The sequence below is a fragment of the Moorena producens PAL-8-15-08-1 genome, assembly GCF_001767235.1.
GTDB lineage: Bacteria > Cyanobacteriota > Cyanobacteriia > Cyanobacteriales > Coleofasciculaceae > Moorena > Moorena producens_A.
The window spans coordinates 3064752-3082000 of record NZ_CP017599.1; the positions used below are offsets into that span (position 1 = coordinate 3064752).

The window sequence follows — 17249 nt, forward strand, 5'->3', positions numbered from 1 at the left end:
CACAATTTAGTCACAAGTCAGATCATCTCAGGCGGTAAGTCAGTATGCAGTGGGGTTTGATGAATATATAGCAAAGGAATCCCCCCTAACCCCCCGCCCGGAAGGGGGGAAGGCAAAAGGCAATAGCGATGGAGTCGGCCAAAGGGGGTTTCCCCAGTCCCTAAAACCCAGGAGGAAAGTACCTCACCCAATTCAAAACTGCTATATATTCTAGGAATTTTATCCTACATAAAACCATGAATGTGCTCTATAAAAAACTGTTGGCAAGAACAACGTTATGGCTATTGTTAGAAATTTGGCTCAACTTCCTTGGACTAGATAACCTAGCTGATTACAGCGAATTTATCTTTGATAATAATTTCAGCAGCGCCAGTGGGGTGCTAAAAATAGAAATAATTTGATCGCTAAATGGAAAACGTAAAACAACCAATTAGTTGATCGATGGCATTTGGAATAAGCCCAAGTAATTTATCATAATCAAGGTTCATCATGACTAATCAACAACTCTTGACCAAACCCATTTCTATTGATGTAAACCAAGTTTTTTCAAGCACATATGAGCTTGAAAAACCGGAGAAAAAACTAGATTATGTCAAACACTTTAAACACTATTGTAGTTTACCACAATCAATCAAAGTAGAAGCGACTAAACCCGAAAGCAGTAAGCCAGAGTTAGATTCAGAAGAAGGTTTGCCATTACTGCTCAAAGCAATTATTGAAGGCTTTGTTGATGGGGTGCTGATTATAACTACTAACCAAGAGTTGTTTCATGCCAATGAGTGTGGACGTCGAATCTGCTCTCAAATCTCTCAAGGTAAGTCACCGATAAATTCTATCCCTCAGCCAATTTGGGGAGTTTGCCAATCATTAATTGATAGTCGTGAGTTGTTTAGCGATCGCAAACTAATTATCGAAACTGAAATTAAAGTGAATAAGTCAGTTAACTTTCGGGTTAGGGTTAGATGGTTAACGTTAGAGTTATCCCGAAATCCTTATCTGTTAGTCACCCTAGAAGATAAACATCAATCTACCCAAAATTCCGCTATTACTGATGCTATTAAATATGGCTTAAGTCACCGGGAAAAGGAAGTATGGTTACTTAAAAAATCTAACTTAAGTTACGAAGAAATTGCACAGCAGCTATATATCAGCATCAATACTGTTAAGAAGCACCTGAAAAGCATTTACGCTAAACAAAAAGAAGTGATGCAGTATCAAAATTAATATAGTTTTTTGATCTAGTTTGTAAATACAGTTATTGCTGAAAAAGGCAAGAGGCAAAAGGCAAAAGGCAAAAGGGGCAAGAAATCCAGAGTTTTATTGGACAATAAAAAAAGACCATACAGGTTTACATCTCAAATACAAACGCGCTTATAGCGTTTTTCATAGCTATGAGGTACACAGAATGGTTTACCGATTCCCGATTCCCGATTCCCGATTCCCTCTTCCCTGTTCCCTATCTCGACAGTTAAACCTAATTTTGTACGACTACTTATACTTCACTCAATTTTCTTCAAAAAAATGAAAACAGAAACAAAATTAGACGAGATTAATCTATTAAAAAGTATATCTCTTGGCGATCGCACTGCCTTTTGGAAGTTATGGCTGGTCAATCAAGACTATCTTTACGGTCGGTGCGTAACTTGGATGGGAGGCGATCGCACCAATGCTGAAGAAGCATTAAGTCTGGCCAGAATGAAGGCGTGGGATAAACTACCACACCACGCCGAAAAAATTACTAATCCCAAAGCATGGCTAACTCGAATGACTCATAACCTCTGCGTAGATCTGCATCGAAAACGCCACAGAGGTGCAATTGGTATGGATAGCATTGAAGAAATGGCAGTGGGAGAACACCAGACATTAGCTTCTAGTGATTACTCTCCTGAGTCAGCTATTCTCCGTCGCGAGTTACGAATGTATATCCGCCGTGAAATAGACGCTCTGTCTCCCCAACTGCGAGAGCCTTTTGTGTTGCATTTTTACCAAGATATACCCTACCCAGACATTGCCAAAAAACTTGCTCTATCGGTGGATAACGTTTACAAACGCATTCAAAAGGGGCGAGCAATTATGGAAAAGCAGTTGAAGCGGTATCTATCAGGCATAGATGATTCTCCCCCCTTGTTAAAAGAGATTGAAAAGGATGATATTTGGGATGAAGTTAAAACTAAAAAATCCGTGATTCCATCTCAAAATGCGACAACAAAAAAGTGCCATTTTGAGCAAATTAATGATAAAATAAACTATGAGGTAACAGCGATATGTCTAGAAACACTAACCCCTGTTTGGTAACCTTATCCCAGTCTTCAAAGGTCGAGTTAAATGTACAACTGGTATTAGATAAAAAAACCACCCGAAAACAGCAGAAGTTGAAAACCTTAACTAACTATGTGCAGCAGTATCCCTCTGGATGGAAAAAACGGTTGGAATTGGCTGATTTACTCTATGAAAGTGGAAACTGGGAGCAGGCTGTTAAGGAGTATCACCAAGTTATTCAGCGGCAATCTCAATTAATTCAGGTAAGGTTGAAACTGGGGAAACTTTTACAGTTGATGGGAGAGGTGGCTAAGGCAATTGAGGTTTATGAGAGTGCTTTGCCATTATCCAGTAATGTTGCTACTGGGCATCATATCCGGGGTTTGATAGAGCTCTGTCGCCGTCAGCCAGAGAAAGCAGTAAAAGCCTTTGAGACAGCCGCATCTTCTGAGCCAGAAAATCCGTCTCACTGGCTGGCATTGGGGCGGGTTGAGATGGAACTGGATCATGCTCACGCTGCTTTGAAAGCTTTTGAGCAAATCTTGTTACTTCAGCCAGATGATATTGTTGCTATGATTCACAGTTATGATGCACTCCTAATACTGGGTGATTTTCAGTCAGCAGAGTTGAGGTTAAGTAGAGCAGAAGAGTTAGCCCCTGGTGATTACTCAGTTTTAAAACGACGCTTGGCCTATCGTTGCCGGATGAAATTAGTATTGGGTAAAGAAGGGAAGCAGACTAAAAAGATAGTTAATGCTGTATTGAAACTGGCTCCCCACTCCGCTGATGCTCACCAGTTGCAGGCTGACTATTATCGGTTGCGAGGAGAATCAGCAAAAAGCCTGGCTATATTGAAGCAGTTTACTGAGGAGTACCCAAATAATCCTAATGGCTGGTGTTATTATTCCCGGTTTTTGTCTGATAGGGGTGAAAAGAAAAGGGCGGTTGAAGTTATTGATAAAGCTGATCATCTATACCCGAATAATTGGCTAGTTTATGGAGCATTATGTAAGTTGTAGGGTGCGAAGCAGGAAATGTAACGCACCGTATTGATTCAAAAGCATTATGATTGGTTTATTATTATTGAACCTGATAGTGGGGAGTATTTTATCGATGAATATGAAAAGGTAGCACTGGCAAAATCCCGTTATCAACATCCAGGTGAAAAGTGTATTATTATGCGAATTAATGAAACAGGAACTTGTGGAACAATATGATCCAAGGTGAATTTAAAGCGGTTTGCAATTCATTTAGGTACAAAGTTCTGGTTTTTTAGGGACTTCGGAGCAGGGAGCAGGGAGCAGGGACTTCGGAAGAGGGAAGAGGGAAGAGGGAAGAAGGAAAACAATCCTGTGTACCTGATAGTTATGCAAACCGCCGTAATAGTCGAGGAGAGTTGTTTTTTGAAATTGGCTTGATGTCTGATGATGGAGAGATTTTTGCCGTAATGGCACTGTTAGATACAGGGTTTACTGATGATTTATCATAATACCAAAAACTGCTCGGATATCTTGACTACTGTTCCCTGTTCCGGTGATCCGCTGTTCCCTGTTCCCTTTTTATATCAATCCTATGTTCACATCTCAAATACAAACGCTATATGAGGGAAAGGTGGTTATTGAGGAAGAGGAGTTTACGGTTGAAGTGTTAGGAGGAGATCAACTGGTGAATAGTCTTTTAGGTGTTTTGTGGTTACGAACAAAGCGTTTAGTTGTGGATTTTCCCATGGGAGTGTTAACCCTAGGATAAGCGATGCTCAGCAAAGAGCTGCTATGGGAAAGTATTACTGATAGTTAAAGAGGTGCGTTACACTTGCTTAACGCACCCGACAAGATCAGGGATTAGCCCAAAGGGCAGTGCTTCGCGATTGACCGTAGGTCACGCTACGGGAACGCACTAATTCGGGATCTTTAGCTTCCGGCAAAAGAAGCCCCACAACCAACATGCGCAGCATGAGTGTTTAAAGTTACCGTAAGGATAGGGTCGCCTTTATGGTTAGTCGGTTATGCGTAAAAGGGTTAAAACTTTGCCGATTTTGGCTCCACTAACAATCAGGTTTCGTCTCCAGGGATGAATTTTGCACAGAGTCTTTCACAAAAGACCAATTGATGTGTTATACTGGAAATACTGACTTTCAAAGCCGTTCGCGTAGCGTGGCCAAAGGCCATAAATGCTGGAAAGTTGGTCAAACATTATTAAACAAAAGACCAAAAAAACAGAGCGGCAGCGATGCAGTCGGCCAAAGGGGGTTTCCCCCACTCGCGCTTTGCATCAAGAGAGGGCAGTCCGTTCTTAAAGCCCAGCGCCTCCTAAGCAATAGCTGGATTGGCGCTTGTTGCCCACACTGAACTCAAAGAGTCAGTGTGGGAGCTGTCACCAAAAGATATTGGTTCTTCAGTACCTTTTATGCTAAACCGACAGTTAAAAAACTCAGAAAGCTTACGGTACAAGGGTTCTTAGGCTATTTAACTAGCAAAATTTTCTGAATACGGCCTCTTTCCCCTGCTCCGAACGCGCCCCGCGTGGCCCACGGCCTCAGTCCCTTTGCCAAAGTGTTTATTTAGCATGACCGTAGAGTCAAGATATCATCGATGGCACGATAGGTTTTTTTACTGACAATCCCATCAACAATCAAGTGGTTAGGATCAGATTCGTAGAGGGTTTCGTTGTAGTCGCTTTGGAACTTCATTACTACCTGTTCTGTTTGGGAGCCAAACTGTCCGTCAATAACCAAATAATAGCCCATGTAGCAATTTAAGAACTGCTGGAGAAAGCGGACAGCTTGACCGGCTTTTCCCTTTTTCAAAACTGGTAGGTGGGTGACGTAAGCAGCGTTAGCCTGACTAGTTACTTCAGAACCATTAGCTAGTGCCAAACCATTAGCTAGTGCAGAACCATTAGCTAGTGCAGAACCATTAGCTAGTACAGAGTTAGAATTGATAGTGTTAGTTCCCATGATTGATTTCTTTTCCTTAATGATTTGACGTTTACGATGGAAAACCTTGTCAGGTTTCGACATTGGACAAAGTTTTTATTTTCTGTCTTTTGTCTCTACACCTTTAAGACGATCTCAAAACCCTATTTTGGAATTTTTCGAGTTAGCACCAATTTTTGTCGATCGACTCACCCCATTAAACCCACTTGACCTCTCAAACCCCTCTTGCCATCTAACTTGTAGCCGTTTCAGTGTCAGGGACAATTGGGTGCATCTCAATGGATGAAATTAGGCAAAAATTCCCACACTTCCCGCGCCCCCGCCCCTTCTTTTTTACAAATATGAGATGCACCAGGGACAATTTACCCCTGGTGCAACCCAGGCTATATCCCTGCCCTTGTGTTTGTTACAGAGAGTACAAGATAACGCTAAATTGGATTAATTACTAACAGTAACGAGCTGTATAGACCAAATAGCCGGTCGGGACTTCCTGGGATTCTGTTAGCATCAAAAAACCCCCTTAACGGGGGCTGTTCAGAGGTAAACTTGAGACTCTCTGTCTCCTATGACTACTATTTGATAATCTTTGAAGAGCTTAATAACTGGACGTAGTACAGCAATTTGCTCCACGCTTATTACTACTCCCTTTCTTTTTTAAGAATTTCCAGTACACTGGTATCGCTCTTTTCTGATAGCGGACACTCACCATTAATAGATTGTCATCTTGCCACTTAGTTCCATCAATGATAACCAGAATACGAATTCCTTTTTGGAAATCATTGTTTACGAAATATTTAATAATTTTCAACCAGATTAATAGTAAACTAATCTTTTTAAGAATCAAGAATATTTGTAAATGTCGCCGACGACTTTCATAAAGAATAGGTAAAGGTAAATAAGCCGCTAACTTTTCAAGTGTTACTTGTTTGTGAGCTGGCAGTAAGGAAACTAGTATCTCTAAAGTTAGGATTTGTTTGTGATTTAAGTAAAGCTGGAGATGTTGTTGATAAGATAGTAATTGATTTAACATTTTCTCGGTCATTACTCATGATACAGACCGAGATTTTTTTACCATTAATCATCAGCCATTGTGAAGACACTGGTTTGTTAACACAGAACATCAACTCACCACTGGGGTAGTAGCGATGGTACTACCCCAGTGGTGTTAGATTATCATTATCATAGACGGTCGGGATGAAATCCCTTGATTTTTTCCCCAGGGTTAATTGCTACAATGCTCCTCCTCTCTTAGGTTATGGCTGCTTGTCACCCCGTGAGAGCAAAACATATTACCAATGGCACGATAGGTTTCTTTTCCGACAATCCCATCAACAATCAAGTAGTCAGGATTAGATTTGCCGAAGTAGTTGTAGTCGCTTTGGAAATTCCTTACTGCCTGTTCTGTTTGGGAGCCAAACTGTCCGTCAAAAACCAAAGAATAGCCCATGTAGCAAATTAAGAACTGCTGGAGAAAGCGGACAGCTTCACCGGCTGTTCCCTTTTTCAAAACTGGTAGGTGGGTGACGTAAGCAGCGTTAGCCTGACTAGTTACTTCAGAACCATTAGCTAGTGCAGAACCATTAGCTAGTGCAGAACCATTAGCTGGTGCAGATTTAGAATTGATAGTGTTAGTTAGCATGATGGATTTCTTTTCCTTAATGATTTGAGGTTTACGATGGAATACCTTTTCAGGTTTCGAGATTGGACAAAGTTTTTATTTTCTGTCTTTTGTCTCTACACCTTTAAGACGATCTCAAAAGCCAATTTTGGAATTTTTCGAGTTAGCACCAATTTTTTGATATCGACTCACCCCATTCACCCCACTTCACCTCTCAAAACCCTTTTGTCAGCTAACTTGTAGCCCTTTCAGTGTCAGGGACAATTTCCCCTCTGGATCAACCGAGGCTAGATCCCTTCCCTTGTGTTTGTGACAGAGAGTACAAGATAACGCTAAATTGGATTAATTACTAACAGTAACGAGCTGTATAGACCAAATAGCCGGTCGGGAGTTCCTGGGATTCTGTTAGCATCAAAAAACCCCCTTAATGGGGGCTGTTCAGAGGTAAACTTGAGGGAGTTTGGTCGGTAGTTAGATATTATCTATTTTAAAACTGTTTAGGTTTAGGACTTGATTTTGGTCAAGAATTTATGGTATAATTATGACCTGATCTTCAGATGATACCTCCTTAATTGCCAGGATGCGGCGAGGTATTTTGGGTTGAGTTGGGAGTAATTCAGTGACCAGTCACCAGTGATCAGATGATGGTAACAGGCGGTGGGGGCTGAGTTCACCGCCCTGTGCTATATCCCTACTAATTTGGGCTCTTTAGCAAAACATATTACCGATGGCACGATAGGTTTCTTTAGCGACAATTCCATCAACAATCAAGTAGTCAGGATTAGATTTGTAGAGGGAGTTATAGTAGCTTTGGAAATCCCTGACTGCCCCTTCTGTTTGGGAGCCAAACTGTCCGTCAAGAACCAAATAATAGCCCGTGTAGCAATTTAAGAACTGCTGGAGAAAGCGGACAGCTTCACCGGCTGTTCCCTTTTTCAAAACTGGTAGGTGGGTGACGTAAGCAGCGTTAGCCTGACTAGTTACTTGAGAACCATTAGCTAGTACAGAGTTAGACTTGATAGTGTTAGTTACCATGAGGGATTTCTTTTTATTAATGATTTGAGGTTTACGATGGAATACCTTTTCAGGTTTCGACATTGGACAAAGTTTTTATTTTCTGTCTTTTGTCTCTACACCTTTAAGACGATCTCAAAGCCCTATTTTGGAATTTTTCGAGTTAGCACCAATTTTTTGATCTCGACTCACCCCATTCACACCCATTTCAAAGCCCAAAACCCTTTTGCCGCAAAACTTGTAGCCCTTTCAGTGTGTTGGCTGAAAAAGCTCGGAGCCGCTACCGGAACCCATTACTGATAGCAAAAAAGGTGCGTTACACGTTGTTAACGCACCCGACAAGATCAGGGATTAGTCCAAAGAGCGCTTCGCGATTTACCGTCACGCTACCCGAACGCACTAATTTGGGCTCTTTAGCAAAACATATTACCGATGGCACGATAGGTTTCTTTAGCGACAATTCCATCAACAATCAAGTAGTCAGGATTAGATTTGCCGAAGTAGTTGTAGTCGCTTTGGAAATTCCTTACTGCCTGTTCTGTTTGGGAGCCAAACTGTCCGTCAAAAACCAAAGAATAGCCCATGTAGCAAATTAAGAACTGCTGGAGAAAGCGGACAGCTTCACCGGCTGTTCCCTTTTTCAAAACTGGTAGGTGGGTGACGTAAGCAGCGTTAGCCTGACTAGTTACTTGAGAACCATTAGCTAGTGCAGAACCATTAGTTGGTGCAGAACCATTAGCTAGTGCAGAACCATTAGCTGGTGCAGATTTAGAATTGATAGTGTTAGTTACCATGATGGATTTCTTTTTATTAATGATTTGAGGTTTACGATGGAATACCTTTTCAGGTTTCGACATTGGACAAAGTTTTTATTTTCTGTCTTTTGTCTCTACACCTTTAAGACGATCTCAAAGCCCTATTTTGGAATTTTTCGAGTTAGCACCAATTTTTTGATCTCGACTCACCCCATTCACACCCATTTCAAAGCCCAAAACCCTTTTGCCGCAAAACTTGTAGCCCTTTCAGTGTGTTGGCTGAAAAAGCTCGGAGCCGCTACCGGAACCCATTACTGATAGCAAAAAAGGTGCGTTACACGTTGTTAACGCACCCGACAAGATCAGGGATTAGTCCAAAGAGCGCTTCGCCATTGACCGTCACGCTACCCGAACGCACTAATTTGGGCTCTTTAGCAAAACATATTACCGATGGCACGATAGGTTTCTTTAGCGACAATTCCATCAACAATCAAGTAGTCAGGATTAGATTTGTAGAGGGAGTTATAGTAGCTTTGGAAATCCCTGACTGCCCCTTCTGTTTGGGAGCCAAACTGTCCGTCAAGAACCAAATAATAGCCCGTGTAGCAATTTAAGAACTGCTGGAGAAAGCGGACAGCTTCACCGGCTGTTCCCTTTTTCAAAACTGGTAGGTGGGTGACGTAAGCAGCGTTAGCCTGACTAGTTACTTGAGAACCATTAGCTAGTACAGAGTTAGACTTGATAGTGTTAGTTACCATGAGGGATTTCTTTTTATTAATGATTTGAGGTTTACGATGGAATACCTTTTCAGGTTTCGACATTGGACAAAGTTTTTATTTTCTGTCTTTTGTCTCTACACCTTTAAGACGATCTCAAAGCCCTATTTTGGAATTTTTCGAGTTAGCACCAATTTTTTGATCTCGACTCACCCCATTCACACCCATTTCAAAGCCCAAAACCCTTTTGCCGCAAAACTTGTAGCCCTTTCAGTGTGTTGGCTGAAAAAGCTCGGAGCCGCTACCGGAACCCATTACTGATAGCAAAAAAGGTGCGTTACACGTTGTTAACGCACCCGACAAGATCAGGCATTAGTCCAAAGAGCGCTTCGCCATTGACCGTCACGCTACCCGAACGCACTAATTCGGGATCTTTAGCAAAACATATTACCGATGGCACGATAGGTGTCTTTACCGACAATCCCATCAACAATCAAGTAGTCAGGATTAGATTTGCCGAAGTAGTTGTAGTCGCTTTGGAAATTCCTTACTGCCTGTTCTGTTTGGGAGCCAAACTGTCCGTCAAAAACCAAAGAATAGCCCATGTAGCAAATTAAGAACTGCTGGAGAAAGCGGACAGCTTCACCGGCTGTTCCCTTTTTCAAAACTGGTAGGTGGGTGACGTAAGCAGCGTTAGCCTGACTAGTTACTTGAGAACCATTAGCTAGTGCAGAACCATTAGTTGGTGCAGAACCATTAGCTAGTGCAGAACCATTAGCTGGTGCAGATTTAGAATTGATAGTGTTAGTTACCATGATGGATTTCTTTTTATTAATGATTTGAGGTTTACGATGGAATACCTTTTCAGGTTTCGACATTGGACAAAGTTTTTATTTTCTGTCTTTTGTCTCTACACCTTTAAGACGATCTCAAAGCCCTATTTTGGAATTTTTCGAGTTAGCACCAATTTTTTGATCTCGACTCACCCCATTCACACCCATTTCAAAGCCCAAAACCCTTTTGCCGCAAAACTTGTAGCCCTTTCAGTGTGTTGGCTGAAAAAGCTCGGAGCCGCTACCGGAACCCATTACTGATAGCAAAAAAGGTGCGTTACACGTTGTTAACGCACCCGACAAGATCAGGGATTAGTCCAAAGAGCGCTTCGCCATTGACCGTCACGCTACCCGAACGCACTAATTTGGGCTCTTTAGCAAAACATATTACCGATGGCACGATAGGTTTCTTTAGCGACAATTCCATCAACAATCAAGTAGTCAGGATTAGATTTGTAGAGGGAGTTATAGTAGCTTTGGAAATCCCTGACTGCCCCTTCTGTTTGGGAGCCAAACTGTCCGTCAAGAACCAAATAATAGCCCGTGTAGCAATTTAAGAACTGCTGGAGAAAGCGGACAGCTTCACCGGCTGTTCCCTTTTTCAAAACTGGTAGGTGGGTGACGTAAGCAGCGTTAGCCTGACTAGTTACTTGAGAACCATTAGCTAGTACAGAGTTAGACTTGATAGTGTTAGTTACCATGAGGGATTTCTTTTTATTAATGATTTGAGGTTTACGATGGAATACCTTTTCAGGTTTCGACATTGGACAAAGTTTTTATTTTCTGTCTTTTGTCTCTACACCTTTAAGACGATCTCAAAGCCCTATTTTGGAATTTTTCGAGTTAGCACCAATTTTTTGATCTCGACTCACGCCATTCACACCCATTTCAAAGCCCAAAACCCTTTTGCCACCTAACGTGTACCCGTTTCAGTATGTTGGTTGAGAAAGCAATGCTCTGAGCCACTACGCGATCGCATTACTGATCGTTAAACAGGTGCGCTACACTTTTTTAACGCACCATACAAGATAGGCAATTAGCCCAAAAAGCTAGCGCTTCCCAATTGACCGTAGGTCACGCTACACGAACGCACTTAATAAAAATATCCCCTATCTCCCCACACTCCCGACTCCCGACTCCCGACTCCCGACTCCCGATTCCCGACTCCCGACTCCCTATCTCCCTAAAAAAAAATCGGTCAAGTTTGGGTTAACCCCAATCCTTGACCGAATTCTGTACTTTAACCTTCCACAAATACAGCTGAGCTGCACTCAACTATCGATAATTTCAGATCAACTACGGCATGATTTCCGAGTTAGTCAGCAACTGCTGGAAAGCAATAACATTCCAACTCATTTTGCTTCATGCTGCTTCATCCTCCTTCACAAAACATCCTTCACCAGTCCTGATTTGCCAGGGGGCAACCCTGGCAAAATCCTATCTTAATCTACGTAAAAATATCGAATCAAAAAGGTCATAACCTCACCAGGTTTTCCCGTCGGCTCCGGAGTGCTCCACTCGTCCGGATCCGCATACTTAAGGGAATAAATGGCATTAATTGTATTGCGAACCTTTTCAGGAGAACCGATCAAAAGGAGCTTGGCTTTCTTGGGTTTAGGTCTTTGGTTGTCGGAAGGAGGAAAATTGTTACTCATCTGAAATTATGGATTGATTTTGTGGACAATATTAATTTATAAATAAATAAATATATTGTCAAGGGGTTTAGAAAATTTTTTTTTATTAAGAAATCGGGAATCGGGAATCGGCAAAAGTTTTTACTTGTATAGATTTTTAAGAAGATTACTGGTCAGGTGGGCAGTGCCTAATACCAATTCAAACGCTGACCATTGTTTTGCTAAGCACTGCCCACCCTACATCTACTATTGAGCATGCTAATACCAAGTAAGGTTTGTGTTTTGTTCGACTGATGTTGAAAAGATTAGCTACTGCTTAAAAAGATCTCAACTAGGTTCTATAGCACTACGCATTCAGATGTTTGACATTGTCTTGATGCAGCGCGGTCATGGGGAGGCACCTCTGCATCGCTCCTAAACTCCGAAACGTGAGTCTAGCTTACTTCTGACTTCTTACTTCTTACTTGCGGACTTGCGCGTAGCGCTATATTAGGACTAAACCCGTCCCCATTTCTAGTAAAATTAATCTCTTTGATGGCAAAAAAAAAGCAAGTTATAAATTAACTTGCAAAAGATTTAACCCGATAGATTTTGTGAATTTTATTGGATTATCAACCAAATAATGCCATTATCATCTAATAGCATTATTTGGTTTCTAGGTGCAACAGGTATCCGTGTAGGAATTGTGATAATTTTTGATGCCATATTGCCTAGTCCCTGTTCCGATGATCCGCTGTTCCCTTTGCTATACAGCTAATTCACACTTTCATCTACTGTTGTATTCGATGCCCCTGTAGCAATTGGCAATTCCTCCACTTTGGGTAGCTTCTCGAGGGCCAGACGAGACGAAGAAGTCCCACCGGATAAACGCTTCAGAAGTTTTGGTCTAGGGTCATGGAGCAAGTAAATAATATTATCCCCTGGTTGCCAATCTTCATTGCCACTCGCCACTTGAAAACTCTTTTCCCTCTCCACTAGCAAAGGTACCAGTTCTCCAGAGCGAATTAAGGCATTTAGATGAGCTCGCTGAAAACCAAATCCAGCTTCCTTGAGAGTGGTTTTGCCCAACTTGATTTGGCCATCATTAATGTACTGGATCCAAGTTTTGATCGGTAGTTGTGCCATGAAGGCCTGATTAACCTTGGTTTTATTGTTGTTGCTATTGACTTGGGGGTCACGAGGAAACACAGCTAAGACTCGCGGTGGATTAAACTCCTCTGCTGCTCGTTGAGCCAATACCAAGTTAATTTCGCCATTCTTGGTCATTGCTAGGAACGTTCCCACCGATTCGATGCCAGCTTCTTCTAGAACATCCACATCCAAACCACTGCTCTGGAAAACTCGCAGATTTTCGTCCCGTGCTTTTTGGCAGGCTTCTGGGTCTGTATCAATAAGGACAACAGACTCTCCTCGTTCTTGAAACAAACGAGCAATCAGACGGCTCATCGAATTACAACCGATAATTACAGCACCAGTTGCCTCCTCCTCTGGGTTAAGTTTTAGCCATTTGGCGACCCAACGAGCGGTCAAACCTTGTAAAACTACCGTCAACATAATGGTGAGGAATACCAAGGCTTTAATCGAGTCACCACCATTAAACCCCCGTTCCGTTAGGAGAATGGCAAACAAGGAAGCCACAGAAGCACTGACAATTCCCTTAGGACCAATCCAGGACACAAATAATTTTTGCCGCCAATTGAGATCACTATTCCAAGTACAAACCACCACACTGATGGGGCGCACCACCAACATCAACACCAAGACGGTAAAGATACTGCCCCAGCCTAGGGCAAACACACTGGCGATTGAGAGGTCAGCGGAGAGGAGTACGAATAACATGGAAACCCCAAGGACAGTTAATTGTCCCTTGAAGCGTCGCAACAAGCGCTCTTCAGGCAGGTCAGAGGCTCCCATCACTACTCCAGCCACTACCGTTGCCATCAAACCGGATTCAGAGCGAACCATCTGAGCCAAGCCAAACAAACCCCACATGCCAGCCAGTACGACTAAGTTTTTGAGTTCTTCTGAGATGAAGCGTGCTTGCTTGAGAAGAAACCCCATTAACCAGCCCCCTAAGCCCCCAATAACAGCACCGATGCTCAAACGAAGACCTAGACCGACAAATGCTGCATTTGCACCAGCATCACTATTTAAAATTGTATCCAGGACAACCACTGCCAAAATTGCCCCGACTGGATCAATGAGAACCCCTTCCCCTTCTAGGAGGGTTTCTACACGTCGATCCACTTTCACCTGTTTTAGCAGAGGGCTAATCACCGTTGGTCCGGTGACCACCACTAGAGAGGCATAGAGAAAAGCAATCGGCCAAGGAAACTCCCCTAGCCAGTGAGCCGCCATACCACCTCCTAACAGGGTAATCAGTGTTCCTATGGTAACTAGATTTCTCAGACTACCAGACACTTTGCCCAGATCCCGCAGATCTAGGTTAAGCCCTCCTTCAAACAGAATAACTGCCACTGAGAGGGCAACAATTACCTCTAGACCAACCCCTAGCTTCTGTGGGTGCAAAAGACCGAAGCCATCTGGTCCGAGTAGAGTGCCAAACATCAGCAAAAAGACAATGCTGGGAATTTTTAAATACTCACCCATTACCTGGGCACTGATCCCAGCGAAGATGGCGATAACCATCTGTAGGGTTAGTTCAAATGAGCTTTCCATATGCGTAAGTTTCGCAAGTGATCAACTTAGGTAGAAATTCCTCATTATTCTGTGTTCAACTCCATGGCCTGGCTTGGTCAACAAGTGATCGGTTAGCAGTGAATCTGAACTTGAGGTAAGTTCTAGAACATTGCTCGTAGCAGTCGATGGTCAATGACTCAGCTATAGGTCACAGTAATAAAACCGTCTATAGCCTATCTTAAGCATGCCCTTTGTGTCCTGGTAGTGTATCACTTTCATAGGACTTATTACAGAAGTAGGCAACTTTGGAACTTCGGAACAGTGAACAGGTAAGGATTCTGGAGAAGATTTTTTAACTTTGGCAACAGGTCTTGAAAAAAACTCAAGTTTGAATTACTCAAGAGTGTAAGCAAAGCTGTTTGCTGTTGTGCCTTACTTAAACGATTGCTGACCAACACTTCCTCCCGGAGATAACATTGAGCGAGTGTAAATAGTCATGGGGAGGTTTGAGAGTGTCTGTTAGCAGCTCATCCTCCTCTTTGTCTAATTAGTTTTGTTTATATTGTGTTTATCTTGTGTATAATTGTCAGACTTTGCCATTGGTCAGCAATCTAATCATTAATTCCAGCCATAGCTCACACTACTCATAGGTCAAAGGTTTTTCTAAGTTGATTGGTAATTTAAAAAAAAATTAAGTTTTAATTCATGCTGGATAGTTTAGCACCGTCAGTTCCACAACGGACATGCCATCACTGACGGTAAACAGCTTCAACAGAATTGCCTGTTCACCCTCGCGCGAGACGATTAGTTAGAGACGATTAGTTTTCGGACATAATTGAAAGGTTAAAGGGAAAAAGTGTACTGCTGTGGTGAAGAACACCAGACAACGGGGTTAGTAGATTAGATAGGATGGCTAGCAGGATTGGGATAATCCCCCAAGTAGAACCGAAAAATTCGATGATGGCTCGTGGTCTGGTGGGGAACAGTAAAATTAGCTTGCTTAATGGTTTTTTGTTAAACTTCTAGCTTTAATTATGAATTATTGGTAAAGGTAAAGGTAAAGGTAAATTTATGGATCATAAAACGTTTACTTGGGGTGGCTCGGGAAACCGCATACGTAGAACTCAACGCTGGATTGAGAGATTGTCGCTGTTAGGGTTACTCCTAGCAGCACTATTGTTGTTTAGCATTAATTTGGGCAGTGGCTCGTTGGAAGAGGTAGAGCAAAGCATAAGTCATCTTGCTACTCAACTACTTTCAGCAAAGGGGGAATTTGGGCAGTGGCTTTACCCAACTCTCGAAGGTGAAACCGTAATTGAACACCCCCCCCTACTAGCCTGGCTGATTGCGGTGGCTTATCAGTTTGGTGGTGTCAACGAGTGGACTACGCGCTTACCTAGTGCCATCCTCAGTGTTCTGTCGGTACTGCTAGTCTATGGTCTTGCTACAGAAATCTTCCCCTGCCGTCAGAAGGCTATTTTCTCTAGCTTGATTTACCTAACGTTCTTACCAATAGCCCATTATGGGCGTATGGCAATCCTGGATGGAGCTAATCTGTGCTTTGTGGTGTTGATGATGTGGTGTGTGTTGCGATCGCGTCGGGACTCACGCTGGTCACTGCCAGCGGGGATCGGATTAGGGTTGATTTTCCTCACTAAGGGGATCCTGGTGGCATTGTTGATCACAGCGATCGCTCTGTTGTTTCTAGCATGGGATACGCCCAGACTCCTCACGTCTACTTATTGGTGGTTAGGATTGCTTTTAGGCTATAGTCCTGCTCTTGCTTGGTACACTGTGCCATTACTGGTACAGGATCAAAGAGCTGTTACTACAACTAAAGCCATTCTCTACGAGTCCCTACGCCCGATCTGGACAGCAGTGGATGGGCAAAATCGCCTGCCTTGGTATTACCTGGGGGAAATGTTAAAATTTTCCGCACCTTGGTTACTGTTCTTTTCCTACTGGTTACAGCAGGCTTGGAAGAATCGCCATTGGGGCTGGGCTAAATTGGTACTGGTATGGGCTGGCGGTTACTTGATCGCCATTTCCCTTCTTGCCACTAAATTGCCTGGGTATGTGTTACCAGTTTACCCAGCATTAGCCCTTGCTGGTGGAGCCCAACTCACAGACATTTGGCATTGGCCTTCTGGCAAATCTTATCCCCGTTTTTGGAGTATTGGTTTAAGTCTGCTAGGTGTCGCTACCATTACTGTGATGCTTCACTTCGGGATTAGGAAAGCTTTTGACCTCAGCTCCTGGCTGTTCTTCGCTTGTGTCCCTTTAACCATGGTTATAGCAGGGATGCTGGTTGCCCGACAGGATAGACAATTTATGGTAATTTTATTCTGGGGAACCTATATTTCACTACTGATTTTGATGTCTTCTGACCCTGAGATTTGGCAATTGCTGATCTAGTTCAACTTATTGCTTAATACTGGTCTGCTTGAGTAATGGAAATTGAAGCCAGCCAGAAGAATTGATGATGCCCCTGACTGGATGTTATTCATACAATATCCCAATTGAGTGATTAAAAGCCTTATTGGGAAGTTTCCATAAATGGGGATGGAAATTGATACACCGCTTTCTTAACAGACAGTGATCAAGTTGGCATGGAGCTATCAGCAGTCAGCTGACGCGCTACTTTCCGGCTTTGCAAACAGCTAATGTTTTGGGAGCCTGGGTTTATCAAGAGAGTAAGCTTATGGGCTCCTTTTCAAACCACGCTTACTGTTTAAAGCCTCGTGGATTGGTTCTCTTGACGGCATCATCAATGGCTACTTGCAGAGCGTTTCAAGTAGCGCTAATGCTGATAACTGACGGCGGAATGCTGACATTTTGAGCGAAA

At 42.8% G+C, this 17249-nt stretch carries 21 protein-coding genes; 10 read left to right on the forward strand and 11 right to left on the reverse strand.

The genetic code is table 11. From position 1 onward, the window contains the following. Positions 1-236 precede the first annotated feature (236 nt). The 6 genes from BJP34_RS45535 (at position 237) to BJP34_RS45540 (ending at position 3476) form a co-directional block, all read left to right on the forward strand. A complete protein-coding gene (locus tag BJP34_RS45535; RefSeq protein WP_168166504.1) occupies positions 237-401 on the forward strand; it encodes a hypothetical protein in 165 nt (54 codons plus the stop codon). An 88-nt stretch (positions 402-489) separates the two neighbouring features. Further along, the gene (locus BJP34_RS11530) at positions 490-1224 is read left to right on the forward strand and encodes a helix-turn-helix transcriptional regulator (protein ID WP_070392473.1); all 735 of its coding nucleotides are present in this window, start codon (positions 490-492) and stop codon (positions 1222-1224) included. A gap of 34 nt (positions 1225-1258) precedes the next feature. After that, on the forward strand, positions 1259-1525 hold the full coding sequence (locus BJP34_RS39395) for a hypothetical protein (RefSeq protein ID WP_149030924.1): 267 nt from the start codon (positions 1259-1261) through the stop codon (positions 1523-1525). Next, positions 1522-2295 (forward strand): RNA polymerase sigma factor, encoded by a 774-nt coding sequence (locus BJP34_RS11535; protein WP_070392474.1) that lies wholly within the window; start codon positions 1522-1524, stop codon positions 2293-2295. The genes BJP34_RS39395 and BJP34_RS11535 overlap by 4 nt, the downstream gene beginning before the upstream one ends. Continuing rightward, positions 2265-3278, forward strand: a complete 1014-nt coding sequence (locus tag BJP34_RS11540) for a tetratricopeptide repeat protein (RefSeq protein WP_070392475.1) — start codon at positions 2265-2267, stop codon at positions 3276-3278. Before BJP34_RS11535 ends, BJP34_RS11540 begins: the two co-directional genes overlap by 31 nt. 30 nt (positions 3279-3308) lie before the next feature. Then, entirely contained in the window at positions 3309-3476 is a 168-nt protein-coding gene (locus BJP34_RS45540; RefSeq protein ID WP_193431317.1) for a hypothetical protein, read from the forward strand. 33 nt (positions 3477-3509) lie between these two features. Here the strand turns inward: BJP34_RS45540 and BJP34_RS42970 are convergent, their stop codons facing one another. Further along, positions 3510-3713: a hypothetical protein gene (locus BJP34_RS42970; protein ID WP_158517139.1), complete on the reverse strand. Its 204-nt coding sequence runs from the start codon at positions 3711-3713 to the stop codon at positions 3510-3512. Between the two features lie 118 nt (positions 3714-3831). On the opposite strand from BJP34_RS42970, the gene BJP34_RS42975 reads away from it, so the two are divergent. Beyond that, positions 3832-4008, forward strand: a complete 177-nt coding sequence (locus tag BJP34_RS42975; RefSeq protein WP_158517140.1) for a hypothetical protein — start codon at positions 3832-3834, stop codon at positions 4006-4008. A gap of 811 nt (positions 4009-4819) precedes the next feature. On the opposite strand, the gene BJP34_RS11550 is transcribed toward BJP34_RS42975, so the two are convergent. From BJP34_RS11550 to BJP34_RS11585, 8 genes are all read right to left on the reverse strand, one after another. Beyond that, the gene (locus BJP34_RS11550; RefSeq protein WP_070392477.1) at positions 4820-5278 is read right to left on the reverse strand and encodes a peptidoglycan-binding domain-containing protein; all 459 of its coding nucleotides are present in this window, start codon (positions 5276-5278) and stop codon (positions 4820-4822) included. Positions 5279-5789: 511 nt separating this feature from the next. Then, the gene (locus tag BJP34_RS11555) at positions 5790-6236 is read right to left on the reverse strand and encodes a hypothetical protein (protein WP_083305105.1); all 447 of its coding nucleotides are present in this window, start codon (positions 6234-6236) and stop codon (positions 5790-5792) included. 180 nt (positions 6237-6416) lie between these two features. After that, positions 6417-6833 carry a peptidoglycan-binding domain-containing protein gene (locus tag BJP34_RS11560; RefSeq protein ID WP_070392478.1) on the reverse strand — a complete coding sequence of 139 codons (417 nt, stop codon included), beginning with the start codon at positions 6831-6833 and terminating at the stop codon, positions 6417-6419. 687 nt (positions 6834-7520) lie between these two features. Then, positions 7521-7910 carry a peptidoglycan-binding domain-containing protein gene (locus BJP34_RS11565; protein ID WP_070392479.1) on the reverse strand — a complete coding sequence of 130 codons (390 nt, stop codon included), beginning with the start codon at positions 7908-7910 and terminating at the stop codon, positions 7521-7523. A 329-nt stretch (positions 7911-8239) separates the two neighbouring features. Beyond that, positions 8240-8683: a peptidoglycan-binding domain-containing protein gene (locus BJP34_RS11570; RefSeq protein WP_070392480.1), complete on the reverse strand. Its 444-nt coding sequence runs from the start codon at positions 8681-8683 to the stop codon at positions 8240-8242. A gap of 329 nt (positions 8684-9012) precedes the next feature. Beyond that, positions 9013-9402 (reverse strand): peptidoglycan-binding domain-containing protein, encoded by a 390-nt coding sequence (locus tag BJP34_RS11575; protein ID WP_070392479.1) that lies wholly within the window; start codon positions 9400-9402, stop codon positions 9013-9015. Between the two features lie 329 nt (positions 9403-9731). Beyond that, positions 9732-10175: a peptidoglycan-binding domain-containing protein gene (locus BJP34_RS11580; RefSeq protein ID WP_070392481.1), complete on the reverse strand. Its 444-nt coding sequence runs from the start codon at positions 10173-10175 to the stop codon at positions 9732-9734. Positions 10176-10504: 329 nt separating this feature from the next. Beyond that, positions 10505-10894: a peptidoglycan-binding domain-containing protein gene (locus tag BJP34_RS11585; RefSeq protein WP_070392479.1), complete on the reverse strand. Its 390-nt coding sequence runs from the start codon at positions 10892-10894 to the stop codon at positions 10505-10507. A gap of 299 nt (positions 10895-11193) precedes the next feature. On the opposite strand from BJP34_RS11585, the gene BJP34_RS42980 reads away from it, so the two are divergent. Continuing rightward, complete coding sequence (locus BJP34_RS42980) at positions 11194-11343, forward strand: hypothetical protein (protein WP_158517141.1); 150 nt, start codon at positions 11194-11196, stop codon at positions 11341-11343. A 229-nt stretch (positions 11344-11572) separates the two neighbouring features. On the opposite strand, the gene BJP34_RS47295 is transcribed toward BJP34_RS42980, so the two are convergent. Continuing rightward, positions 11573-11785 carry a hypothetical protein gene (locus BJP34_RS47295; RefSeq protein ID WP_070392482.1) on the reverse strand — a complete coding sequence of 71 codons (213 nt, stop codon included), beginning with the start codon at positions 11783-11785 and terminating at the stop codon, positions 11573-11575. Positions 11786-12386: 601 nt separating this feature from the next. Here BJP34_RS47295 and BJP34_RS48695 point away from each other — a divergent pair. Further along, positions 12387-12521, forward strand: coding sequence for a hypothetical protein (locus tag BJP34_RS48695; protein ID WP_267876539.1), 135 nt, complete (start codon positions 12387-12389; stop codon positions 12519-12521). Here BJP34_RS48695 and BJP34_RS11595 read toward each other — a convergent pair. After that, entirely contained in the window at positions 12518-14443 is a 1926-nt protein-coding gene (locus BJP34_RS11595) for a cation:proton antiporter (RefSeq protein WP_070392483.1), read from the reverse strand. The two genes, BJP34_RS48695 and BJP34_RS11595, sit on opposite strands and share 4 nt — an antisense overlap. Before the next feature lie 1032 nt (positions 14444-15475). Here BJP34_RS11595 and BJP34_RS11600 point away from each other — a divergent pair. Further along, positions 15476-16819: an ArnT family glycosyltransferase gene (locus BJP34_RS11600; protein WP_070392484.1), complete on the forward strand. Its 1344-nt coding sequence runs from the start codon at positions 15476-15478 to the stop codon at positions 16817-16819. Positions 16820-17249 lie beyond the last annotated feature (430 nt).